This is a genomic window from Streptomyces sp. NBC_01314 (assembly GCF_041435215.1).
Lineage (GTDB): Bacteria > Actinomycetota > Actinomycetes > Streptomycetales > Streptomycetaceae > Streptomyces.
In genome coordinates this window covers 10,697,587-10,716,609 of record NZ_CP108394.1, presented here as the reverse complement: position 1 = coordinate 10,716,609, position 19,023 = coordinate 10,697,587, and the positions used below count along the sequence as shown (strand labels likewise).

Below are 19,023 nucleotides of genomic sequence, written 5' to 3'. Positions count from 1 at the left end.
GCTTCTCAGTCATGGAACTCCGCCATCTCCAGCATTTCGTCGCGGTCGCCGAGGAGGAACACTTCACCCGGGCGGCCGAACGGCTGCTGGTCTCCCAGTCGGGTCTGTCCGCCTCCGTGAAGGCCCTGGAGCGCGAGCTGCAGACGCCGCTGTTCGTGCGGACGACCCGCCGGGTGATGCTCACGCCCGCCGGACGGGCGCTGTTGACCGAGGCGGAGCGGATCCTGGCGCAGGTGCGGTCGGCCCGTGAGGCGGTGGCCGCCGTGCAGGGCGTGCTGCGCGGGATGCTGGCGCTCGGATCGGAACAGTGCGTGGCCGGACTGCATGTGGCGGGGCTGCTCGCCGCTTTCCGGCGGCTCCACCCGGATGTGGAGATCTGTCTGCGGCAGGCGGGCTCGGGCGCACTCGCGGAGGAGGTCGCGAGCGGGCGCCTCGATCTGGCGTTCGCCGTGCGGACGGCCCAGGAGGACACCGACCAGCTGCGGGTCGTACCGCTGTCCAGCGAGCCGATGACCGTCCTGTGCCACCCCAGCCACCGCCTCGCCGCCGCCGGCGCCGCCGTGACCCCGGAGGAGCTGGGCGGCGAGGTCTTCGTCGACTTCCACCCGGACTGGGGCCCGCGCCACACCACCGACGCGGTCTTCGCCGCCGCGGGCGTCCGCCGGGCCGTCGCCCTGGAGGTCAACGACGTGCACAGCCTCCTCGAACTCGTCGACGAGAACCTCGGCGTCGCCGTCGTCCCGCGCCACTTCCGGCACAAGCGCGACTCGCTCGTCGCTCTCGGTGTCAAGGGCACCGGCGAGACCGTGTACGAGACGGTGGCCCTGCTGCCGCCCCCGCAGGCCATGAGTCCGGCGGCGCGAGCCCTGCTGGAACTCCTCGACCCACCGGTCGACTGTCCTCGGATCAGTCCGTGAGCGGCGCCCACCGGTGGTCCGACGTGGCGTACGTGTAGCGCGGCAGTCCGTCGATCCCGGTCGTACGGAAGGGGGTGCCATGGTCGTCGATCCGGACCGTGCCCGTACGGCCCTCGGAGGACCACTCCAGCTCCAGGTACCAGCGGCAGTCGCAGGTCTCGGTCTCCGCGCTGACCGTCAGGACCTCCGGGTCCTCGGCCGACACGCTGTACGGAAAGCGCACGGCGGGGATCGGTATGCCCAGGTCGGCGCCGTCGACCGGGCGGACGATCGGCCGGTCCTTGTCCAGGTCGACGTCGAAGTACCGGGGGCTGACCCTTCCTCCGCAGCCCTGGTCCATCGCGTAGGCGTTGCCCTTGGCGGGAGCCGTACGTCCGACGACGCGCACACGCAACGCCGTCAGGATGACGGCCGCGGACTTCCGCCCCTGCACCGTGATCTCCACGATCGTGTTCCGCCCGTGCACCGCCCGCTGTGTCGCGGCCCAGGCGCCCGCGTCCTGCGGCCCCGGCGGCGGGGGCACCTGGTTCGGCGGCTTGCCGACGACGTAGTCGTGCCCGCAGCCGAGCTCCCAGAGCTGGGAGTTCGCCGTCCAGGTGAGGGGCACGCCGGTGGCGGAGGGCCGCGGCTTTTCGGTGTCGTCGTCCTGGGTGGTGCTGCTTCCGGGCTTCGTGGGCGAGGACGTGCCCGAAGGACTCTTCGTGGCGTCCGGCGAGGGGGACGGGCTCGTGGGCGCGGTCGACGGGCGCTGGGCTCCTGACGTCGTACGGGAAGGTGCGGAGTCACCGCCCTGGGCGACCCCGTCCGCCGGGGGACGGCCGGACGGCAAGGCGGCGAGGCTGCCCAGCATGGCGAGGAGCACCGCAGCGACGGCCGCACCGACGAGAGTGCGTCGGCGACGGTGCCAGGGGCGACGGGCCGGGACCGGGAGCACCTCCGGCCGGGTCGACGAGGGTGCTTCCTGTTCTTGGACCGATGGCACCACCGCGGCGGAGGCGGCAGGTTGGAGCGCGTCGGCCGAGCGGACAGAAGTAGCCGGCTCGACGGGCCCGGCGGGTTCGGCGGGTTCGGCGGGTTCGGCGGGTTCGGCGGGTTCGGACGACTGGGCGGGGTCGGCGGGGTCGACCTGCCCGGCAGGTTCGGCCGGAGTGGCAGGTTCGGCCGACGCAGCGGGGTCGGCCGGCTGGGCTGAGTCCGTCGTCGTCGAGGAACCGGCCCCCGCTCCGGCCGTTCGCACCCGCTGCCGCGCCGCCACCGCCGACAGCCACAGCCGGTGAAGCTCCAGACGCTCCTCCCCCGTCGCTCCACAGAGCGCGGCGAAGCGCTCGACGGGCGCGAAGTCGAGGGGGACGGTGTCCCCCGCGCAGTACCGGTGCAGCGTGGAGGTGTTCATGTTGAGGCGGCGCGCCAGCTGCCCGTAGCTGCGGTCGGTGCGTTCCTTGATACGCGTGAGCGACGCCGCGAATTCCTGGACGTCGTCCCGTGCTGTCGGCACTGTTCCCCCGTGTCCTCCCCGTCCCGGGACGGCATCCCAGGTACTCCCTATGTGTGCACGTCAGAAGGGCTGGGATGGTTCCATGACGGCGGATCAGACCTCGGCCGTTGCGCTCGACCCCCGTGGCGGCCGATGCTTTTGGTGTCGCACCGACCGGAGCCGGACGGACCATCCGGCGCCGACGGCGACGCGGCACCACTCACTCATCCACGTACTCATTCACGGGGGACAACCATGCCCAGGCACACCCGAGCGAACATGCTCACCGCACTCGTCGTAGCCGGACTCACCGCGGGCTCCGCACTCGCCGCCGGCGCCGCACCGGCGGCCGCCGCGAAGGCGAGCAGCGCACCGAAGTTCCTGTCGGCGTCCCAGCTCCCGCCGCACCCCTCGTCCTCCTGGACAGCCGGCAAGATCGAGGACGGCGTCCCCGAGGTGTTCCAGTACTGCCTGGGCGACGCGCTCCTGGCCTACGACGCCCGGCACCGCTCCTTCCGGACGGACCTGGAGACCGGCGCCAACCAGCTCATCGTCGTCGCCGGCAGCAACAGCAAGGCCAAGGCTCTCGCCACGCGGCTGAACAAGGACTTCCGGGACTGCGTGAGCGAGTCCTCGGACCCAGACATCGAGGCCGAGTACCGGAACTTCGGGACGCTGCCCGTCGAGGAGGGCGCCCACGTCCACGGTGTGGCCACCGTCGCGTCCTGGGGGGCCATGGACATCCGGCTCCTGTCGGTGGGACGGGACGGCCGGACCGTCACCGTCGTCGACTGGGGACAGATGGGCGGCTTCAAGGACGCGCCGGTCAAGGCCTTCAAGAAGACCACGACCACCGCCGTCAACAAACTCCACTGACCAGTACCAGAAACGCAACACCAGAACGCAGCACCAGAACGCAGCACCGGAAAACGGGGAACACACATGACCAGCACCCGCACCACCCGCCGTACCGCTCTGGCGGCAGGCCTCGCCCTGGCCCTCGGCCTCGGTGTGACGGCCACCGCGTCCGCGGGCGGCCCGCGCACCGTCACCGGCAAGCCCGCCGACCCGATCTCCCGCATCGCCGACTTCTACGGCGCCTACATCGACGCCCGGAGCGACCCGGACGGCGGAGGCGAACTCGCCGAGGAGCTGCGGAAGTACTACCTGACGCCCGGCCTGCAGAAGAAGCTCAAGGCCTGGGAGGCCAAGAACCACGCGGACGGTGTGCTGCGCGCCCAGAACGTGCCCGTCCAGTGGAAGGTCACCGACAACGGCACCGCGAACTACACCGAGGCCGGTATCACCTTCACCTGGGGCAGCGGCAAGACCACGAAGCTGGTCGTCGACATGACCCGCGACCTCAAGATCTTCCACATCGGCACGAAGGGCGCCGCCGGAAGCTGACGGAGTCCTCGCGGTGCGCGTCGGGGGGCGGTGGCCATCGGGGGCCATCCCAGGGGGCGGCCGTCCCGGGGGGGGCCGTCCCGGGGGGCCGTCCCGGGGGGCCGTCCCGGGGGGGCCGTCCCGGGGGGGCCGTCCCGGGGGCGGTGCGGGTGCCGCCCCGATGCCCGATGGTGGACGTATGGATGTGCAGAACGTTCTGATCGACGCGTACGGCCGGATCAAGGAGGAGGTCCACGCCGCCGTGGACGGGCTGTCCCCGGCGGGCCTCCACGCCCGGCCCGCCCCCGACGCCAACTCCGTCGCCTGGCTGGTGTGGCATCTCACCCGGATCCAGGACGACCATGTGGCCGGTGCCTCCGGGCTCGACCAGGTGTGGCTGTCCCAGGGCTGGGAGAAGCGTTTCGGGCTGACTCTGCCGGCCCGGGACACGGGCTACGGGCACCGCCCGGCGCAGGTGGCCGAGGTACGGGTCGGCTCGGGTGACCTGCTCACCGGCTACTTCGACGCCGTGCACGAACGGACACTGGAGTTCGTGCGCGGCCTCGGAGCCGGCGACCTCGACCGGGTCGTGGACGAGCGGTGGACGCCGGCTGTCACCCTCGGCGTCCGCCTGGTCAGCGTCCTGGCCGACGACCTTCAGCATGTCGGCCAGGCGGCGTACGTACGAGGACTGGTTCAGCGCGCGGAGGCCGAGGCGTAGCCCGGCAGGACGACGTCCTGGATGAGGGCGTTGCGCTCGTCGAACGGGATGAAGGCGCTCTTGAGGGCGTTGACGGTGACCGTGCGCAGGTCCTCGAGGGTCCAGCCGGCCTCCTCCACGAGGAGGTTCATCTCGCGGGTCATGGTGGTGCCCGAGACCAGACGGTTGTCGGTGTTGAGGGTGACGCGGAAGCCGAGGTCCCTGAGCGCCGTGATGGGGTGCTCGGCGATGGAGGTGGCCGCGCCGGTCTGCAGGTTGGAGGTGGGGCACATCTCCAGCGCGACGCGGCGGTCGCGGGCCCAGGAGGCGAGGCGGCCGAGCTTGCCTTCGACGATGTCCTCGGTGATGCGGACGCCGTGGCCGATGCGCTGGGCGCCGCAGACCTGGAGGGCCTGGTGGATGCTGGGCAGGCCGTGGGCCTCGCCGGCGTGGATGGTGAAGGGGACGCTCTCGCGGCGCAGGTGCTCGAAGGCGGCCAGGTGGTCGGCGGGCGGGAAGCCGTCCTCGGCGCCCGCGATGTCGAAGCCGACGACACCGGCGTCCCGGAAGGTCACCGCCAGGTCGGCGGCCTCACGGACCCGGTCGAACATGCGCATTCCACACAGCAGCGTGCCGACGCGGACCGGGGTGCCCTGCGCAGCCGCCTTGGCCATACCGGCGGCCAGGCCCTCCTGGACGGTCTCGACGACCTCGCTCATCGTGAGCCCGCCCGCCGTGTTCAGCTCGGGGGCGTAGCGCACCTCGCCGTAGACGACACCGTCGGCGGCCAGGTCGAGCACATACTCCTCGGCGGTGCGCAGCAGGCCCTCACGGGTCTGCAGCACGGCGAGGGTGTGCTCGAAGGTGGCTATGTAGCGCACCAGGTCACCGGAGTTGGCGGCCTCGTAGAACCAGGCGGCGAGGGCCTCCGGGTCGGTCTCCGGGAGGGTGTGGCCGACCTCCGCCGCGAGTTCCACGAGCGTGGCGGGGCGCAGACCGCCGTCGAGGTGGTCGTGCAGGACGGCCTTGGGGAGGCGGCGGATGGTGTCGGCATCGATGCGGGGCGCGGTCATGGCGTTCGTTCCTCGGCAGGTGGTGCGGTGGTGGGAGCGGAGCGGGTGACCGGGTGGCCCGGTCGGGGTGGGTTGCCGCGAGCGGCTCGGGGCAACCCGGTCAGTCGGCGGCCGGCTGGAGGAGGTCCCAGCGGTTGCCGTACAGGTCCTCGAAGACAGCGACCGAGCCGTACGGCTCGTGGCGCGGCTCCTCCAGGAACCTGACGCCCGCGGCCAGCATCCGGGAGTGGTCGCGGGCGAAGTCGTCGGTGTGCAGGAAGAAGCCCACGCGTCCGCCGGTCTGGTCGCCGACCCGGCCGCGCTGGGCCTCGTTCCTGGCCCTGGCGAGCAGCAGTCCGCAGCTCTGCCCGTCGCTTCCCGGTTCGACGACGACCCAGCGGCTGCCGTCGGGCCTCGGTTCGTCCTCGACGAGCCGGAAGCCGAGCGCCTGCGTGTAGAAGCGGATCGCCTCGTCGTAGTCGTCGACCACGAGGGTGACCAGGGCCATGCGTCGTCTCATCGGGGCCTCTCGGGTGGGGCGCGGACCGCGCGGAGATCGCACGGGATCGTGCGCCGACCGTCCGGGGGCCGCTCGGGGTTCCCGGGAGGTTATACGTAACACGCACCGGACGGCAAATAGTATTTTCGCGTACGGCGCGAGGGGCGGTCGGGTCCGTGGCGAGCGTGGTGCCCGCACGGCACGGCTGAGGCCCCCTGCCGCACAGAGGGCCTCAGGAGTCAGGGGGGCCGGGGCCCTGGATCACTCGCCCGGCGACGCCTTGCGGAGGGCGGCGATGCAGGTGTTGAGGGCCTGCTGGAGGTCCTCAAGACGCTGGAGCATGTCGTCCTCGTAGATGGCGTCGAGGTCGACCGCGTCGTCGAGGGTCAGCTCCTCGAAGACCTTCGTCGCCTTCTGGAGGCTGCTGTAGAACTTCGTCCGGCGCTCCTGGACCCGCAGCTCGGGGTCCGCCTCGACGGTCTGGACGACGAGTTCCTTGACGGTGTCGTACGCCTCCGTCGCCCACTCGCCGGTGTCCTCGTCGTCGTCCAGCTCGTCGATGAGGGACAGGTGCCGCTCGGCTTCCGCACGCAGCTCCGCGGTGGCGTCGATGACCTGACCGGCGGGGGTCTTGACCTGCCCGTTCTCCACGATCTGCCGGACGTACCCGATACGGCTGGCCGCCTGCGTCTCGTTCGCGACCGCCTTTTTCAGTTCGTCGGTTCGGGCGATGTCACGGGCCAGTTCCGTCTGGAGGGAGGGGTCCTCCTTGAGTCGGTCGAGGAGTGCGGTGCGGGCCGCCTGCGCGGTGGAGGGGTCGGCGAGGATCGCGGCACGCAGCGCGGTGGGGTTCTCGGCAACCTCAAGTGCCTTGGTCGGGCGGATACCCTCCGCCTCGGCCGCCGCCGTGATCGCGATGCCGCGGTCGGAGGTCGCGCTTGATCGGGAGCCGTAGTACGTCAGCCACACGTCCGAGTCCGGGAGGTCGATCTCCTCGCCGGGGGCGAGCGCCTCGAAGTGCGGGACCATGCCGTCGTCGGCCGCCTTGTCCCACGCCTTGTAGTACCGCATGACCCGCTCCGGTGAGCACCCGGCCAGTTCGGCGAACCGCTTCGCCGACACCTTCGGTGTCTCGCCCGCCGTCTCCCCACCGGGCCGCACACTCCGCGCCACTTTCAGCGCGAACGCCCAGCCGCCGGTGCGCGCGTACACCCCGAACTCCCGGGCGTCGCGGGCGACCTGCACGTCCACGGCGTCGACGGGGGTGTCGTCGCCGGGCGCCCGCGCGGGGACGTCGTCGCCGGCTGCCTGCACGGGGATCTCGCCGGTGACGGGCCGCGCGGCGGTTTCCTCGCCGGAAGGCAGTGCGGTGGCTTCCCCGTCGGACGGCAGCGTGGTGGCTTCCTCGCCGGACGACTGCGCGGGAGCCTCACCTCCGGACGACTGCGCCGGCACCTCACCGGCGGGCGCGTTCACGGGGGCCTCGCCCTCGACCGTGCCCGGCTCGACCCAGAAGCCCTCGTCCCGCGACGGCGCTTCCCCGGTCGCGGGCGTCTCGTCGGCGGGCGGTACGGCCGATGCGGAGTGGGCGGTGGCTACGCTCACGGGTGACTCTCCCGGGTGGTGACGAACGGCAGGGACAGAGAGATAAGAGACAGAACAGGCATCCTATATGAACCTGTTGGTGCTGCTTTGCCCCGACGCCTCGCCCCGGTGCACGGCGTCCAGCCGGGCCACCTCCTCCGCCGTGAGCCGGAGGGCGCCGGCGGCGATGTTCTCGGCCAGGTGGTCCGGATCTCCCGTGCCGGGGATGGCGAGGACATGCGGTCCCTGGTGGAGGGTCCAGGCGAGTCGGATCTGCGCGGGGGTGGCGTCGTGGGCGCGGGCCACGGCAAGCAGTTCGTCGTCGTGCGCGGTGCTCGCGCCCTGCGGGCCGGCGTCGCCGGCGATCGCGTAGAACGGGACGAACGCGATGCCCTGTTCGCCGCAGACGCGGAGCACCTCGTCGGCGGCGAGGTCGGGAGCGTGCAGGCCGAACTGGTTCTGGACGCAGACCACCGGCGCGATCTCCCGGGCCTCGGCGAGGTGGCGGGGTTCGACGCCGGAGACGCCGAGATGCCGGATGAGCCCGGCCTCCCGCAGCTCGGCCAGCGCGCCGAAGTGCTCGGCGACGGAGTCCTGCCCCATCCGGCGCAGATTGACCACGTCGAGGTGGTCGCGGCCCAACTGCCGCAGATTCTCCTCGACCTGGCCGCGCAGCTGGTCGGGGCGCGCGGCCGTGCCCCACTCCCCCGAGTACTCGCGGTGCGGCCCGACCTTGGTGACGACGACCAGGTCGTCCGGGTACGGCCCGCCCAGCGCGCTGTTGATCAGTTCGTTGGCGGAGCGCAGGGACGAGAAGTAGAACGCGGCCGTGTCGATGTGGTTGACGCCCAGCTCGACCGCGCGCCGCAGCACGGCGATCGACCCCTCGCGCGCCCTCGGCGTCCCGAGGTGGAAGGCGGCGCTGCCCGTCAGCCGCATCGCGCCGAAACCGACACGGTTGACGGGCAGGTCACCCAGCGTCCAGGTGCCCGCGGCGGTCGCGGTGATCGTCGACGAGGTCATCGCCGCAGTCTCGCACGCGCCGGGCACCGCGCCCGCCGGGTTCTACGGATGGATGTATGTGTTGAGCGTCGCCACCGGGGACGCCGGGTTGCCCAGGTCGTAGTGGTCCACGGCGAGGAAGTTGGGCTTCTTCCGGGCGGCCGGTCCGCAGAACCGCTGGGCACGGTCGGCGAGTTTGGTGTTGTCCGTGGTCGCCGTCGAGGTGATCCCTGCGTCACGGAAGTGGTTCATGGTCTTTCTCCTTACGGGGGGCCATGGGCCAAGCGGCCCTGGTGAGGGGTGGAGCGAACCGTCGCTCATGGAGCGGGCCGGGGCACGTCCCCGGCGATCACATGCAAGCGCAACGGCCTGACCGGTTGCGGCCGACGACCTGACAAGGGGCCGACGTGGCGCAGGTCACACACCCCATGCCCCCGAAGAAGAGGTGATCCCGCGGCCCCGAAGATGTGATCTTTGGGGTCGGAGCCGGGGAGAATCACCTCATGACCACGTCACCGCACCCCCTCGTCGTCCAGGCGCGCCGACTCGCCGCCGAGGTGCTCGCACCTCAGGCGGAGCGCGTCGACCAGGAGGGGGTGCCCGCGAGCAGCATCGAGGCGATCAAGCGGTCGGGACTGCTCGGGGTGAGCGCGCCGGTGGCGTACGGCGGGTCGGGGGCGCCCAACTCCGTGGCGCGGGACACCGCCGAGATCCTGGCAGGGGCCTGCTGTTCCACGTGGTTCGTGCAGACCCAGCACTACACACCCGTACTGACCCTCGTGAAGAGCGAACTCCCCGCCCGGGAGAGCCTGCTGGGGAAGCTCGCCACCGGTGAACTGCTGTCCGGTGTCGCGTACGCGCATCTGCGCAGGTATCCGCAGGTGCCGGTCCGGGCCGTGCCGAAGCGTGGTGGCTGGCGGTTCCACGGCACCGTTCCCTGGTACACGGGGTGGGGGCTCAACGATGTGATGCTGCTGGCCGGGGTGACGGACGCGGACGAGGTGGTGTTCGCCTTCACCGAGGCCAAGCAGCAGTCCGGGCTGAAGGCCTCCGCGCCCATGCGGCTCGCCGCGCTCACGGCCGCCCGAACGGTCTCCCTCCACCTCGACGGGCTGTGGATCCCCGACGACGCGGTGGCCCTGCACGCGCCGTACGAGTCCTGGGCCGCGAGCGACCGCCCCAAGCCCGCGAACGCCTCGCCGGCGGTGTTCGGGGTCGCCGAGTCGGCCCTCGGTCTGCTGGAGCAGGACGACCCCACGACGAAAGGGCTGCGGCTGCGGTTGGACAAGGTGCGGCGGCAGGCGTACGCCCTCGCCGACCATCCGGCGCCGCACGAGCACATGGAGGAGCGGCTCGCCCTCAAGACGAAGGCGTTCGACCTGATGCGCACGGCGACCACCGCCGCGGTCGTCGCCGGCGGCGGACGCGCCCTCGACCTGGACAGCCGGGCGCAACGTCTGGCCCGCGAGGCGCTCTTCCTGCTGGTGCAGGGGCAGACCGCCGAGGTCCGCCGGGCCCACCTCGGCTCGCTGTCGGCCGCGTACTGATCCCGAACGGCGGCCGGGCGCCACGGGCTCGTGCGGAGCCCGGCCGGTGTCGTGTGATGCTGGCATCATGACTGATCGGCTCGAGATCTCCGTCGTCCGGTGGCCGGGCCGGACCGCTTCCGCCGCAGGGGGGCCGGCCTCGTTGCTGGCCGCCTACCACCTGCGGACGGAGGCCGAGAAGGGCGAGCCCGTCGCCGATGCGGAAGGGCTGCCGGACCGCTATCGGGCGGAGATCTCCGACCCGGCCGCCGCGTACGCCGGCGATGACGTGCTGATGGCCCTGAGCGGGGACACCGCGGTGGGCTGTGTGGTGGTGACCGCTCCCACCGACGGACGGTCGGAGATCAAGCGACTCTGGACGGACCCGGCGTTCCGGGGCCGGGGCATCGCCTCCCGCCTGCTCGACGCCGCGCTCGCACAGGCCGCGGAGCGCGGCGTGGGCACGGTACGGCTGTCGGTGTGGAACTGGCGGACCGGGGCCATCGCCCTGTACGAACGGCTCGGCTTCGCCGTCACCGAGTCGTGGGACGAGCGGGATCAACTGGTGTGCATGGAACGCGCGGTGTGAGCGGCACGCGGTGGGAGCGGCAGGCGCGGTCCCTCTGCCGCCCCCGTCCGGCTCACGCTCCCCGGCTCGCGAACGGCACCTGTGCCGCGGTGACGGCCGGCCCGGCGAAGGGGTGCCGCCACAGGCCCTGGGCGGCGAGGCGCGGGAGGACGCCCTCGCCGAACCAGTACGCCTCCTCCAGGTGCGGGTAGCCGGAGAGGACGAACTCGTCGATGCCGAGGGCGTGGTACTCCTTGCTGCGCCCGGCGACCTCGTCGTGGCTGCCCACCAGGGCGGTGCCCGCGCCGCCGCGCACCAGGCCGATGCCGGCCCAGAGGTTGGGGTGGATCTCCAGGCCGTCGCGGTCGCCGAGCCGAGAGCCGGCCCAACTCGGCCCACGGAAACCGCCGTTCGGCGTCCCGCTCCGAGGCCCCGGCCCGGAACTCCACGGCGAACCGGCCGGGGCTTCGGTGCGGGCGTCGGTCATGGCGTCAGCTCGCGGCGGCCAGCACCGGCGCGGGGCCGAGGGCGGTGAGGAACTGGTCGACGACCTGGCCGAGGGCCTCGGCGGTGGCCGGGGCGACGGTGACCTTGCCGTCCTCCCCGACGGTGATGTCCTTGTCGAGGGTGAACCAGCCGGGGACGATGTGCCGGGCGCCCATGGAGCTGAGTACAGGGCGCAGCGCGTAGTCGATGGCGAGGACGTGGGCGGTGGTGCCGCCGGTGGCCAGGGGCAGCACGGTCTTGCCGGTGAGGGCGTACTGCGGGAGCAGGTCGAGCAGGGCCTTGAGGACTCCGGAGTAGGCGGCCTTGTAGACGGGGGTGGCGATGACGATGCCGTCGGCCCGCTCGAAGAGTTCGGTGGCCTCGACGATGGCCGGGTGCTTGAAGTCCGCGCCGAGCAGCGCCTCGGCGGGGATGGTGCGGATGTCGAGCGGGACGACCTCGTGGCCCTGGGCGGCCAGCCTGGCGTCGAGGTGGCGTACGAGCTTCGCGGTGCGGGAGGAGACGGAGGGACTGCCGGAGACGGACAGGACGGTGGCCATGGGTCCTCTTTCTGGGAACCCGGGGTGCCCGTGCGGACGGGCACCCCGAAAGGGAGCGGTCAGGAGACCGGGTGAGTTCGAACCGTTCGCCCTTTCACGGGCGCGGCGGGCCTGCGGAACTTCTGTCGCGGAATGTTTTCGGGCACGTCTGATTCATCGGGCACGCCTGATTGGGATCAGGTGATGCGCGGGCGTTTCGACAAGAGGAGTGCACGCATGCCAAGGGGTGCGCGGGCACGGTGAATTCAGGCGCGGAAAGCAGGAATGCGCGGCGGATCGCGGAGAGGTGATCAGGCCATGGCGCGACAGGAGGCGCTGGAGACACGCGCGAGGTCGACATGGCGTCGCCGCGTGAGGTCCAGTCGCATCTTCATGCCGTCGATCGTGGCAGCCGTCGGCGAGGGCCGTCAAGGAGAACCCGACCGGTCTCGTATCCCGGACCATTGAATTTCACGAAGGTGTGACAGGGGAACCCTTGAACGGGCCGGAAAACGGCGCGCATTCTGCTGCGGTGCGGACCGAACAGCTGGAATACATCACGGCGGTGACCAGGCTCGATTCTCTGCGCCGGGCCGCCGAGGAACTACGGCTCTCCCAGCCTGCGTTGAGCGAGACCGTACGGAATCCGGAATCCGGAACGCGAACTCGGGGTCGACCTGCTGGAGCGCAAGCGTTCCGGCGCGACGATGAGCGCCTCGGGCCGGGAACTGCTGCCGCACATCATCGGTGAGCTGGACGCGGTGGACCGGCTGCGGACCGCGGCAGGCGAACAGCACCGCATCAGCCGCATGGTCCGCCTGGGCCTGGGCACGGTCAACGCGGCGACCGTGCCGCTGCTCATCCCGGTGATCCGCGACTTCCGCGCCACACATCCCCTCACCCAGGTCGACACCGCCGCCCTGGACGCCAGAGGGCTGTCCGGACCGACGACCACCACCGGCCGATCGCCGGTGACACCACGCGGGTCCTGCTGATGCTCGAGCGCCGCAGGGCGGACTCCGTACCGCGGGCCGCGGGCGACCTGGCCAAGTGGGTACGGCCAGAGGCGACGGGGAGGCCCTGAACCATCCACTGGTGGAGCAGGGGCCCCGCACGCTGACGCCGCACCCGGTGTCCCAGGTCGCACGATCACGTCAGCCCGATCAGCCCAGGGCACCGCAAGCCCACAAGCGGACGATCACATGATCGAGCTAATTCGGCCCTGTGCGTACCGATCACCCGATCGCGCGGCGGTACCCCTCCGCCGCATCCACGACCGCTCTCGCGGGGGAAGTGATGACGGGGGACGCCGACGCGAAGAACCCAGGAAGAACCCAGGACGAAGAACTTGGGACCAAACAACCGAGGAACCGAGGAACCCATGACGGGAGACGAACGCGGCAGCGGACCGCTCTGCCTGGTGACCGGTGCGACCGGGTACATCGGCGGGCGGCTCGTTCCGGAGCTGCTGGAGGCGGGCCTGCGGGTGCGCTGTCTGGCCCGCTCCCCGGACCGGCTGCGCGACCACCCCTGGGCCGGCGCCGTAGAGGTGGTCCGCGGGGACGTCACCGACGCGGAGTCCGTGACGCGGGCGATGCGGGGCGTCGACGTCGGCTACTACCTGGTGCACGCGCTGGGCACCGGCAAGGACTTCGAGGACACGGACCGGCGGGCCGCGCGGGTCTTCGGGGAGCGGGCCCACGCCGCCGGGGTGCGCCGGCTCGTGTACCTGGGCGGTCTCACACCGTACGGCGTGCCGGAGCGGGAGCTGTCGCCGCATCTGCGCTCGCGCGCCGAGGTCGGCCGGATCCTGCTGGACTCGGGTGTGCCCACGGCCGTGCTGCGGGCGGCGGTCGTCATCGGCTCGGGGTCGGCCTCCTTCGAGATGCTGCGCTACCTCACCGAGCGCCTGCCGGTGATGGTCACCCCGAGCTGGGTGCGCACCCGGATCCAGCCCGTCGCCGTCCGGGACGTGCTGCGCGCGCTCGTCGGCTGTGCCCGGCTGCCGGAGGACGTCAGCCGGACCTTCGACATCGGCGGTCCGGACGTCCTGACGTACCGCGAGATGATGCGGCGTTACGCCGTCGTCGCCGGGCTGCCGCACCGGCTCGTTCTGCCCGTGCCGGTGCTCTCCCCGGGCCTGTCCAGCCACTGGGTCGGGCTGGTGACGCCCGTGCCGGCCTCGATCGCCCGGCCGCTCACCGAGTCGCTGCGGCACGAGGTGGTCTGCCGCGAGCACGACATCGCACGGTACGTGCCGGATCCGCCCGGTCATCCGGTCGGCTTCGACGAGGCGGTGCGGCTCGCCCTGCGGCGGGTGCGCGAGGCCCGGGTCACCACCCGCTGGTCGTCGGCCTCCCTGCCCGGGGCGCCCAGCGACCCGCTGCCCACCGATCCCGACTGGGCCGGCGGCAGCCTCTACACCGACCACCGCGAGCTGTGCGTGGACGCCCCGCGCGCGTCCCTGTGGCGGGTCATCGAGGGCATCGGCGGTGACAACGGCTGGTACTCCTTCCCGCTCGCCTGGGCCGTACGGGGGTGGCTGGACCGGCTGGCGGGCGGGGTGGGCCTGCGCCGGGGCCGCCGGGACGCCGCCCGGCTGCGGGTGGGCGACTCGCTGGACTTCTGGAGGGTCGAGGAGATCGAGCCGGGGCGGCTGCTGCGGCTGCGGGCGGAGATGCGGCTGCCGGGCCTGGCGTGGCTGGAGATGTACGCGGACACCGACGACACGGGACGCACCCTGTTCCGTCAGCGTGCCCTGTTCCATCCGCGCGGGCTGCTGGGTCACACGTACTGGTGGAGCGTGGCCCCGTTCCACGCCGCCGTGTTCGGCGGCATGGCCCGCAACATCGCACGGGCGGCGGTGGCGGACGCGACCGCGCGGGCGCGGGAGGGGGCGCCCCTGCCCTGAGGTGTGCCGCGGCGGCCCGCGCCCCGGCCCTCCGCCTCCGGCCCGCGCATCCGCCGGATGCCTCCGGCCGGAAGCGGCGCATGATCCGTCTTTCCCTTCCCCGGAGTCCGTCATGAACGTCTCGGTCGTCCTGTTCACCTCCGATCTGCGGCTGCACGACCATCCGCCGATGCGCGCCGCCCTCGACGGATCGCGGCAGGTGGTCCCGCTGTTCGTGCGAGACCGGGCCGTGGCCGGGGCCGGGTTCGCCGCACCCAACCGGCTGGCGTTCCTCGCCGACTGTCTGCGCGACCTCGACGCGGGACTGCGTGAGCGGGGCGGCCGGCTCGTGGTTCGCTCCGGGGACGTGGTGGTGGAGGTGTGCAAGGCGGTCACCGAGGCGGACGCCGACGAGGTGCATGTGGCGGCCGACGTCAGCGCGTACGCCCAGCATCGCGAGGACAGGCTGCGGCGCGCGCTGGAGGCCGAGGGTGTGCGCCTGCACGTCCACGACACGGTGACGTCCGCCGTGGACCCCGGCGCGGTGCTGCCGAACTCCTCGGACCACTTCGCGGTCTTCACGCCGTACTTCGGCCACTGGTCGCGGCAGCGGCTGCGCGACGCGCTCGCCGCACCGCGGACCGTGCGCGTGCCGGACGGCATCGGCTCGGAGCGACTCCCCTCACGCGAACGGCTGTCCGGTCTCTCCCCAGGTCTGGCGGCAGGCGGCGAGACGGAGGGCCGCTCCCGGCTCTCCGCCTGGCTGCGGTCGGGCATCGAGGCGTACGAGGACCGGCACGACGACCTGGCGGGCGACGCGACCTCCCGGCTCTCACCGCATCTGCACTTCGGCACCCTCTCCCCCCTCGAACTCGTGCACCGGGCGCGCGCGGCGGGCGGTCCGGGCGCCGAGGCGTTCGTACGGCAGCTCGCGTGGCGGGACTTCAACCGCCAGGTGCTGGCCGTACGGCCGGAGGTCGCGACCGTGGACTACCGTGCCCGGGACGACCGTTGGCGGTCCGCGCCGGACGAGACCGAGGCATGGCGGAAGGGGTGCACCGGCTACCCGGTGATCGACGCGGCCATGCGCCAGCTCCTCCACGAGGGCTGGATGCACAACCGCGGCCGGCTTCTGACCGCGAGCTTCCTCACCAAGACGCTGTACGTCGACTGGCGCGTCGGCGCCCGCCACTTCCTTGACCTCCTGGTCGACGGCGACGTGGCCAACAACCAGCTCAACTGGCAGTGGACGGCCGGGACCGGCACCGACACCCGCCCCAACCGGGTCCTCAACCCGGTCACCCAGGCGAAACGGTACGACCCGGACGGGGAGTACGTACGGCGCTGGGTACCGGAGTTGGCGGACGTCGCGGGACCGGCGGTGCACGAGCCGTGGAAGCTGCGGGGGCTGGACCGCGGCGCGCTGGACTATCCGGAGCCGATCGTCGAACTGGCGGAGGGACGCGAGCGGTTCCTGCGGGCACGCAGGTCCTAGACCGGTCGGCCCGCCCGCCCATGGAGACCGGACAACGCCTCCACCGCCTCGCCCAGCGAGACCGGCCGGACCGTTCCCGAGGCGGGGTGCCCGTGCCAGCCGGGGCCGCCGAGCACGACGAGCGGGTGTCGGCGGGCGCCCTTCACGCCCCAGCGCATGGCGGCGACATGGCGGGCCAGGGGGCAGGCTCGCCGTGGAGCGGGCCTGCGCCCACAGGACCACGGCCGCGGGGCCGACCCGGTCGACCGCCGCGGTGAGCACCTCCAGCGGCAGGCTGTGCTGTTCGCCCGGCACGCAGGCGAGGACGACCGGGCCCGGGGCGGTGGCGGGGTGCGGGCGCCCGGTGGTGGCGGCGCAGGGTCGTGGAGACATGCCAGGACAGCAGATGCTCGACGGCCCCGGCCAACAGGTCCTACACCGCCGGAGCGTCGAGGCGTACGGCGGCGCGGGCGAGGCCCCGGCACTCCTTGCGGATGTCTCCCGGAGACGGTGGGCCGGGCGCGGGTGACGGCTGCGGACGAACCCCGTCCGGCACCCGCGCTGCCCCGACACCCTCCTTCGCTTCCCCCGCTCTCGGGGTTCCGGCCGCTTCCCTCGCCGCGCGGGCCGCCTCGGCCGGGGCCAGCCCGGCGGACGTCAGCCGGCACATCGTCTCGACCACCGCCACGTCCTGCGGGGTCCAGCGCCGGTGCCGGCCGTCGGTGCGGACCGCGGGCCCGATGCCGTAGCGGCGGTCCCAGGAACGCAGGGTCGTGGGCGACACACCCAGCCGACGGGGCCAGGGCACCGCTGCTGAGCCCCGGATCGGCGGGGTTTTCCTCCATCTATGCCCCCATAAGGGCGACTATACGATGCAGAAGCGATGCGAGTTGAAGCCCGGCCCCGCGGGCTCGCACGAGGCGCCATGCGCACCGCCCCACGCGAGGAGCCGCCCTCACGAGTTCCGTGTGTCCGAGCGTCGCAGCCGCCGACGACCAACTGGCACGGGGTCCGGTGGCGGGCGACGACGGCTGTTCCTGGGCGGGTGGCGCGACCGGCACGGCTACCGGTCCGAGCGCGGCGCGACGGGGGCCTGGATCGTCGGGATCACCCGGCGCCGGATCGCCGACGCTCTGTCCACGCGGACCCGCCGTCGGATCCGGTGACCTCGGCGGGCACCGCGCTCGCCCTCGCCGACCACCCCGACCACCCCGACCGCGCGTATCCCGAGGCCGCTCTCGACCGCGTACCGATCCGGCCCGACCCGGATCGCGGAACGCACCGGCCTACCCCTCGGGCACGGTCAAGAGCCACACCCGGCGGGCTCTGCGACGGTTGCGCGGCCGCTTGGACCACGAGTTTCGCCCCTCACCCTCCCCGCACCCCCGGCCACTACACATAAAGGCAAAATAAGCGCAGAATGAACGTAAGCGGCGCTTACCGCATACCCCACCAGACGCGGTCAGGCCTGCAGAGTTCAAAGGAGTCGAGTCATGGCCAACGTCTCACACCGGAATGACATCACCAGCCACCCCGATGCACCCGAAATGCAGGCCCGGTACGCCCGCATGCTCGGTGATCGCGATGTGGCGCTCGTGGACGGACCGGTGTTCCTGCTCGGTCTGTACTGCGCCGTGTCCCCGTGGATACTCCACTACACGACGAGCCAGCCCGCCCTGGCGTCCCACAACCTCATCGTGGGCATCGCCATCGGTCTGCTGGCCCTCGGCTTCACCGCCGCACCGGAGAGGATGTACGGCCTGAGCTGGGCCATGTGCGCACTGGGTGTGTGGATGATCATCTCGGCGTGGATCGTCGGCGACAGCCCGGACGCCGGTGTCGTGGTCAACAACATCATCATCGGCTGCCTGGCACTGCTGCTGGGGCTGATGTGCGCTGGCGCCGCGGCCAAGGGCACCTGGCGTGCGGGCCGCACGCCACAGGTGTAAACAGGACGCCCGCGAGGGGTACGACGGCCGACCCGCTCAGGCGGGCCGGCCGTCACCTGGACGCGGTACCTCCCACGGCTCCTGCGGCAGCGTCCGGCCGGTCTCCAGCAGCGACTTGAGGTTGGACAGCACCGCGGGCCAGCCGAAGGACACCTCGGCGAGCGCGCCCTCGCCCTCCAGGTCCTCATGGGTCACGGTGAGGCGCACGATGTCACCGTGCGGCTCGATGGCGAAGGTGACCCGCGAGTACGTGTCCTCCCTGCCCTCGTTCTCGGGGGCGGCCCAGGTGGTGACCAGACGGGTCGGCGGCTCGCTCACCACGACCGTGCCGACGACGTCCTCGACCCCGGAACCGTCGGTGCGGACATGCGCCCAGCGCGAGCCCTGCCTCCAGTCCGACTCGTTCCGGTGCCCCCAGTAGTCGGCGGTCAGGTCGGCGCTGGTGAGCGCCTCCCAGACCTTCTCGGGTGTGCTCGCGACATAGGTGACGTACACGAAGGTGGGTTTGTCGGTCATGGCGTCCTCGGCTCGTCGTTTCACGGCACCGAGCGCCCTCAGCCGCGGGCGCTCGAACTTGCCGGTCCACCGCTCCTGCATCTCGTGGAGCGGGACCGGATTGAGGTAGTGCAGCTTTTCCCGCCCACGCCGCACCGTGCTGACCAGGTTGGCGGCCTCCAGGACGGTGAGGTGCTGCGTCACGGACTGCCGGGCCATGTCGATCCGCTCGCACAGCTCGCCCAACGTCTGCCCGTTGTGCTCGTGCAGCCGGTCCAGCAGCCTCCTGCGGGTCTCGTCGGCCAGCGCCTTGAAGACCTTGTCCATTCCCGGGTCTCTCTCTGATCGCACACTCGACGTTATGCAGGCAATCACCTGCATGTCAACCGTCGGCGGGTTCACACCGACGGCGGGTGAGCATTGGGGGCGGTCAGCCCCGGGCGATCGCAGGCGACATCCCGGGCGACCAGGGACGACCAGGG

The 19,023-nt window shown here is 72.1% G+C and carries 20 protein-coding genes and 3 pseudogenes; 10 read left to right on the top strand and 13 right to left on the bottom strand.

The window, feature by feature from the left end:
* Nucleotides 1–11 precede the first annotated feature (11 nt).
* Nucleotides 12–917, top strand: a complete 906-nt coding sequence (locus OG622_RS47265) for a LysR family transcriptional regulator (RefSeq protein ID WP_371583362.1) — start codon at nt 12–14, stop codon at nt 915–917.
* On the opposite strand, the gene OG622_RS47260 is transcribed toward OG622_RS47265, so the two are convergent.
* Complete coding sequence (locus OG622_RS47260) at nt 907–2,412, bottom strand: helix-turn-helix domain-containing protein (protein ID WP_371583360.1); 1,506 nt, start codon at nt 2,410–2,412, stop codon at nt 907–909. The two genes, OG622_RS47265 and OG622_RS47260, sit on opposite strands and share 11 nt — an antisense overlap.
* 234 nt (nt 2,413–2,646) lie before the next feature.
* Between OG622_RS47260 and OG622_RS47255 the strand changes: the two genes are divergently transcribed.
* The 3 genes from OG622_RS47255 (at nt 2,647) to OG622_RS47245 (ending at nt 4,498) form a co-directional block, all read left to right on the top strand.
* Entirely contained in the window at nt 2,647–3,267 is a 621-nt protein-coding gene (locus OG622_RS47255) for a hypothetical protein (protein ID WP_371583359.1), read from the top strand.
* A gap of 66 nt (nt 3,268–3,333) precedes the next feature.
* A complete protein-coding gene (locus OG622_RS47250) occupies nt 3,334–3,798 on the top strand; it encodes a hypothetical protein (RefSeq protein ID WP_371583357.1) in 465 nt (154 codons plus the stop codon).
* Between the two features lie 178 nt (nt 3,799–3,976).
* Nucleotides 3,977–4,498: a DinB family protein gene (locus OG622_RS47245; protein ID WP_371583355.1), complete on the top strand. Its 522-nt coding sequence runs from the start codon at nt 3,977–3,979 to the stop codon at nt 4,496–4,498.
* Here the strand turns inward: OG622_RS47245 and OG622_RS47240 are convergent.
* The 5 genes and pseudogenes from OG622_RS47240 to OG622_RS47220 form a co-directional block, all read right to left on the bottom strand.
* The gene (locus OG622_RS47240) at nt 4,474–5,550 is read right to left on the bottom strand and encodes an adenosine deaminase (protein WP_371583353.1); all 1,077 of its coding nucleotides are present in this window, start codon (nt 5,548–5,550) and stop codon (nt 4,474–4,476) included. The genes OG622_RS47245 and OG622_RS47240 overlap by 25 nt on opposite strands.
* 100 nt (nt 5,551–5,650) lie before the next feature.
* The gene (locus tag OG622_RS47235) at nt 5,651–6,049 is read right to left on the bottom strand and encodes a VOC family protein (protein WP_371583352.1); all 399 of its coding nucleotides are present in this window, start codon (nt 6,047–6,049) and stop codon (nt 5,651–5,653) included.
* Between the two features lie 240 nt (nt 6,050–6,289).
* Entirely contained in the window at nt 6,290–7,633 is a 1,344-nt protein-coding gene (locus OG622_RS47230) for a hypothetical protein (RefSeq protein ID WP_371583351.1), read from the bottom strand.
* Between the two features lie 63 nt (nt 7,634–7,696).
* Nucleotides 7,697–8,635 (bottom strand): oxidoreductase, encoded by a 939-nt coding sequence (locus OG622_RS47225; RefSeq protein ID WP_371583349.1) that lies wholly within the window; start codon nt 8,633–8,635, stop codon nt 7,697–7,699.
* 42 nt (nt 8,636–8,677) lie between these two features.
* A pseudogene (locus OG622_RS47220) lies at nt 8,678–8,866 on the bottom strand (phospholipase); the annotation flags it as partial.
* A gap of 251 nt (nt 8,867–9,117) precedes the next feature.
* Here OG622_RS47220 and OG622_RS47215 point away from each other — a divergent pair.
* On the top strand, nt 9,118–10,161 hold the full coding sequence (locus OG622_RS47215; protein ID WP_371583347.1) for an acyl-CoA dehydrogenase family protein: 1,044 nt from the start codon (nt 9,118–9,120) through the stop codon (nt 10,159–10,161).
* A 67-nt stretch (nt 10,162–10,228) separates the two neighbouring features.
* Nucleotides 10,229–10,729, top strand: a complete 501-nt coding sequence (locus OG622_RS47210) for a GNAT family N-acetyltransferase (protein ID WP_371583346.1) — start codon at nt 10,229–10,231, stop codon at nt 10,727–10,729.
* Nucleotides 10,730–10,781: 52 nt separating this feature from the next.
* Here OG622_RS47210 and OG622_RS47205 read toward each other — a convergent pair.
* The 3 genes and pseudogenes from OG622_RS47205 to OG622_RS47195 form a co-directional block, all read right to left on the bottom strand.
* Nucleotides 10,782–11,078 (bottom strand): annotated as a pseudogene (locus OG622_RS47205) (alkanesulfonate monooxygenase); the annotation flags it as partial.
* A gap of 121 nt (nt 11,079–11,199) precedes the next feature.
* Entirely contained in the window at nt 11,200–11,754 is a 555-nt protein-coding gene (gene ssuE, locus OG622_RS47200) for an NADPH-dependent FMN reductase (RefSeq protein ID WP_371583344.1), read from the bottom strand.
* Nucleotides 11,755–12,044: 290 nt separating this feature from the next.
* On the bottom strand, nt 12,045–12,122 hold the full coding sequence (locus tag OG622_RS47195) for a putative leader peptide (RefSeq protein WP_371584437.1): 78 nt from the start codon (nt 12,120–12,122) through the stop codon (nt 12,045–12,047).
* Nucleotides 12,123–12,265: 143 nt separating this feature from the next.
* On the opposite strand from OG622_RS47195, the pseudogene OG622_RS47190 reads away from it, so the two are divergent.
* The 3 genes and pseudogenes from OG622_RS47190 to OG622_RS47180 all read left to right on the top strand — a co-directional run.
* Nucleotides 12,266–12,644: pseudogene (locus tag OG622_RS47190) on the top strand (LysR family transcriptional regulator); the annotation flags it as partial.
* Nucleotides 12,645–13,114: 470 nt separating this feature from the next.
* Nucleotides 13,115–14,644: an SDR family oxidoreductase gene (locus tag OG622_RS47185; RefSeq protein WP_371583342.1), complete on the top strand. Its 1,530-nt coding sequence runs from the start codon at nt 13,115–13,117 to the stop codon at nt 14,642–14,644.
* Nucleotides 14,645–14,756: 112 nt separating this feature from the next.
* Nucleotides 14,757–16,118: a deoxyribodipyrimidine photo-lyase gene (locus tag OG622_RS47180; RefSeq protein ID WP_371583341.1), complete on the top strand. Its 1,362-nt coding sequence runs from the start codon at nt 14,757–14,759 to the stop codon at nt 16,116–16,118.
* On the opposite strand, the gene OG622_RS47175 is transcribed toward OG622_RS47180, so the two are convergent.
* The 3 genes from OG622_RS47175 to OG622_RS47165 all read right to left on the bottom strand — a co-directional run bounded on the left by OG622_RS47175 (nt 16,115) and on the right by OG622_RS47165 (nt 17,379).
* Nucleotides 16,115–16,276: a hypothetical protein gene (locus tag OG622_RS47175; protein ID WP_371583340.1), complete on the bottom strand. Its 162-nt coding sequence runs from the start codon at nt 16,274–16,276 to the stop codon at nt 16,115–16,117. The genes OG622_RS47180 and OG622_RS47175 overlap by 4 nt on opposite strands.
* Nucleotides 16,277–16,530: 254 nt before the next feature.
* Nucleotides 16,531–16,881: a MerR family transcriptional regulator gene (locus OG622_RS47170; RefSeq protein WP_371583339.1), complete on the bottom strand. Its 351-nt coding sequence runs from the start codon at nt 16,879–16,881 to the stop codon at nt 16,531–16,533.
* A gap of 279 nt (nt 16,882–17,160) precedes the next feature.
* Entirely contained in the window at nt 17,161–17,379 is a 219-nt protein-coding gene (locus OG622_RS47165) for a hypothetical protein (protein ID WP_371583338.1), read from the bottom strand.
* A 211-nt stretch (nt 17,380–17,590) separates the two neighbouring features.
* Here OG622_RS47165 and OG622_RS47160 point away from each other — a divergent pair, with 211 nt between their 5' ends.
* Nucleotides 17,591–18,046 (top strand): SPW repeat protein, encoded by a 456-nt coding sequence (locus OG622_RS47160; RefSeq protein ID WP_371583337.1) that lies wholly within the window; start codon nt 17,591–17,593, stop codon nt 18,044–18,046.
* A 36-nt stretch (nt 18,047–18,082) separates the two neighbouring features.
* On the opposite strand, the gene OG622_RS47155 is transcribed toward OG622_RS47160, so the two are convergent.
* Entirely contained in the window at nt 18,083–18,868 is a 786-nt protein-coding gene (locus OG622_RS47155) for an ArsR/SmtB family transcription factor (protein WP_371583336.1), read from the bottom strand.
* Nucleotides 18,869–19,023 lie beyond the last annotated feature (155 nt).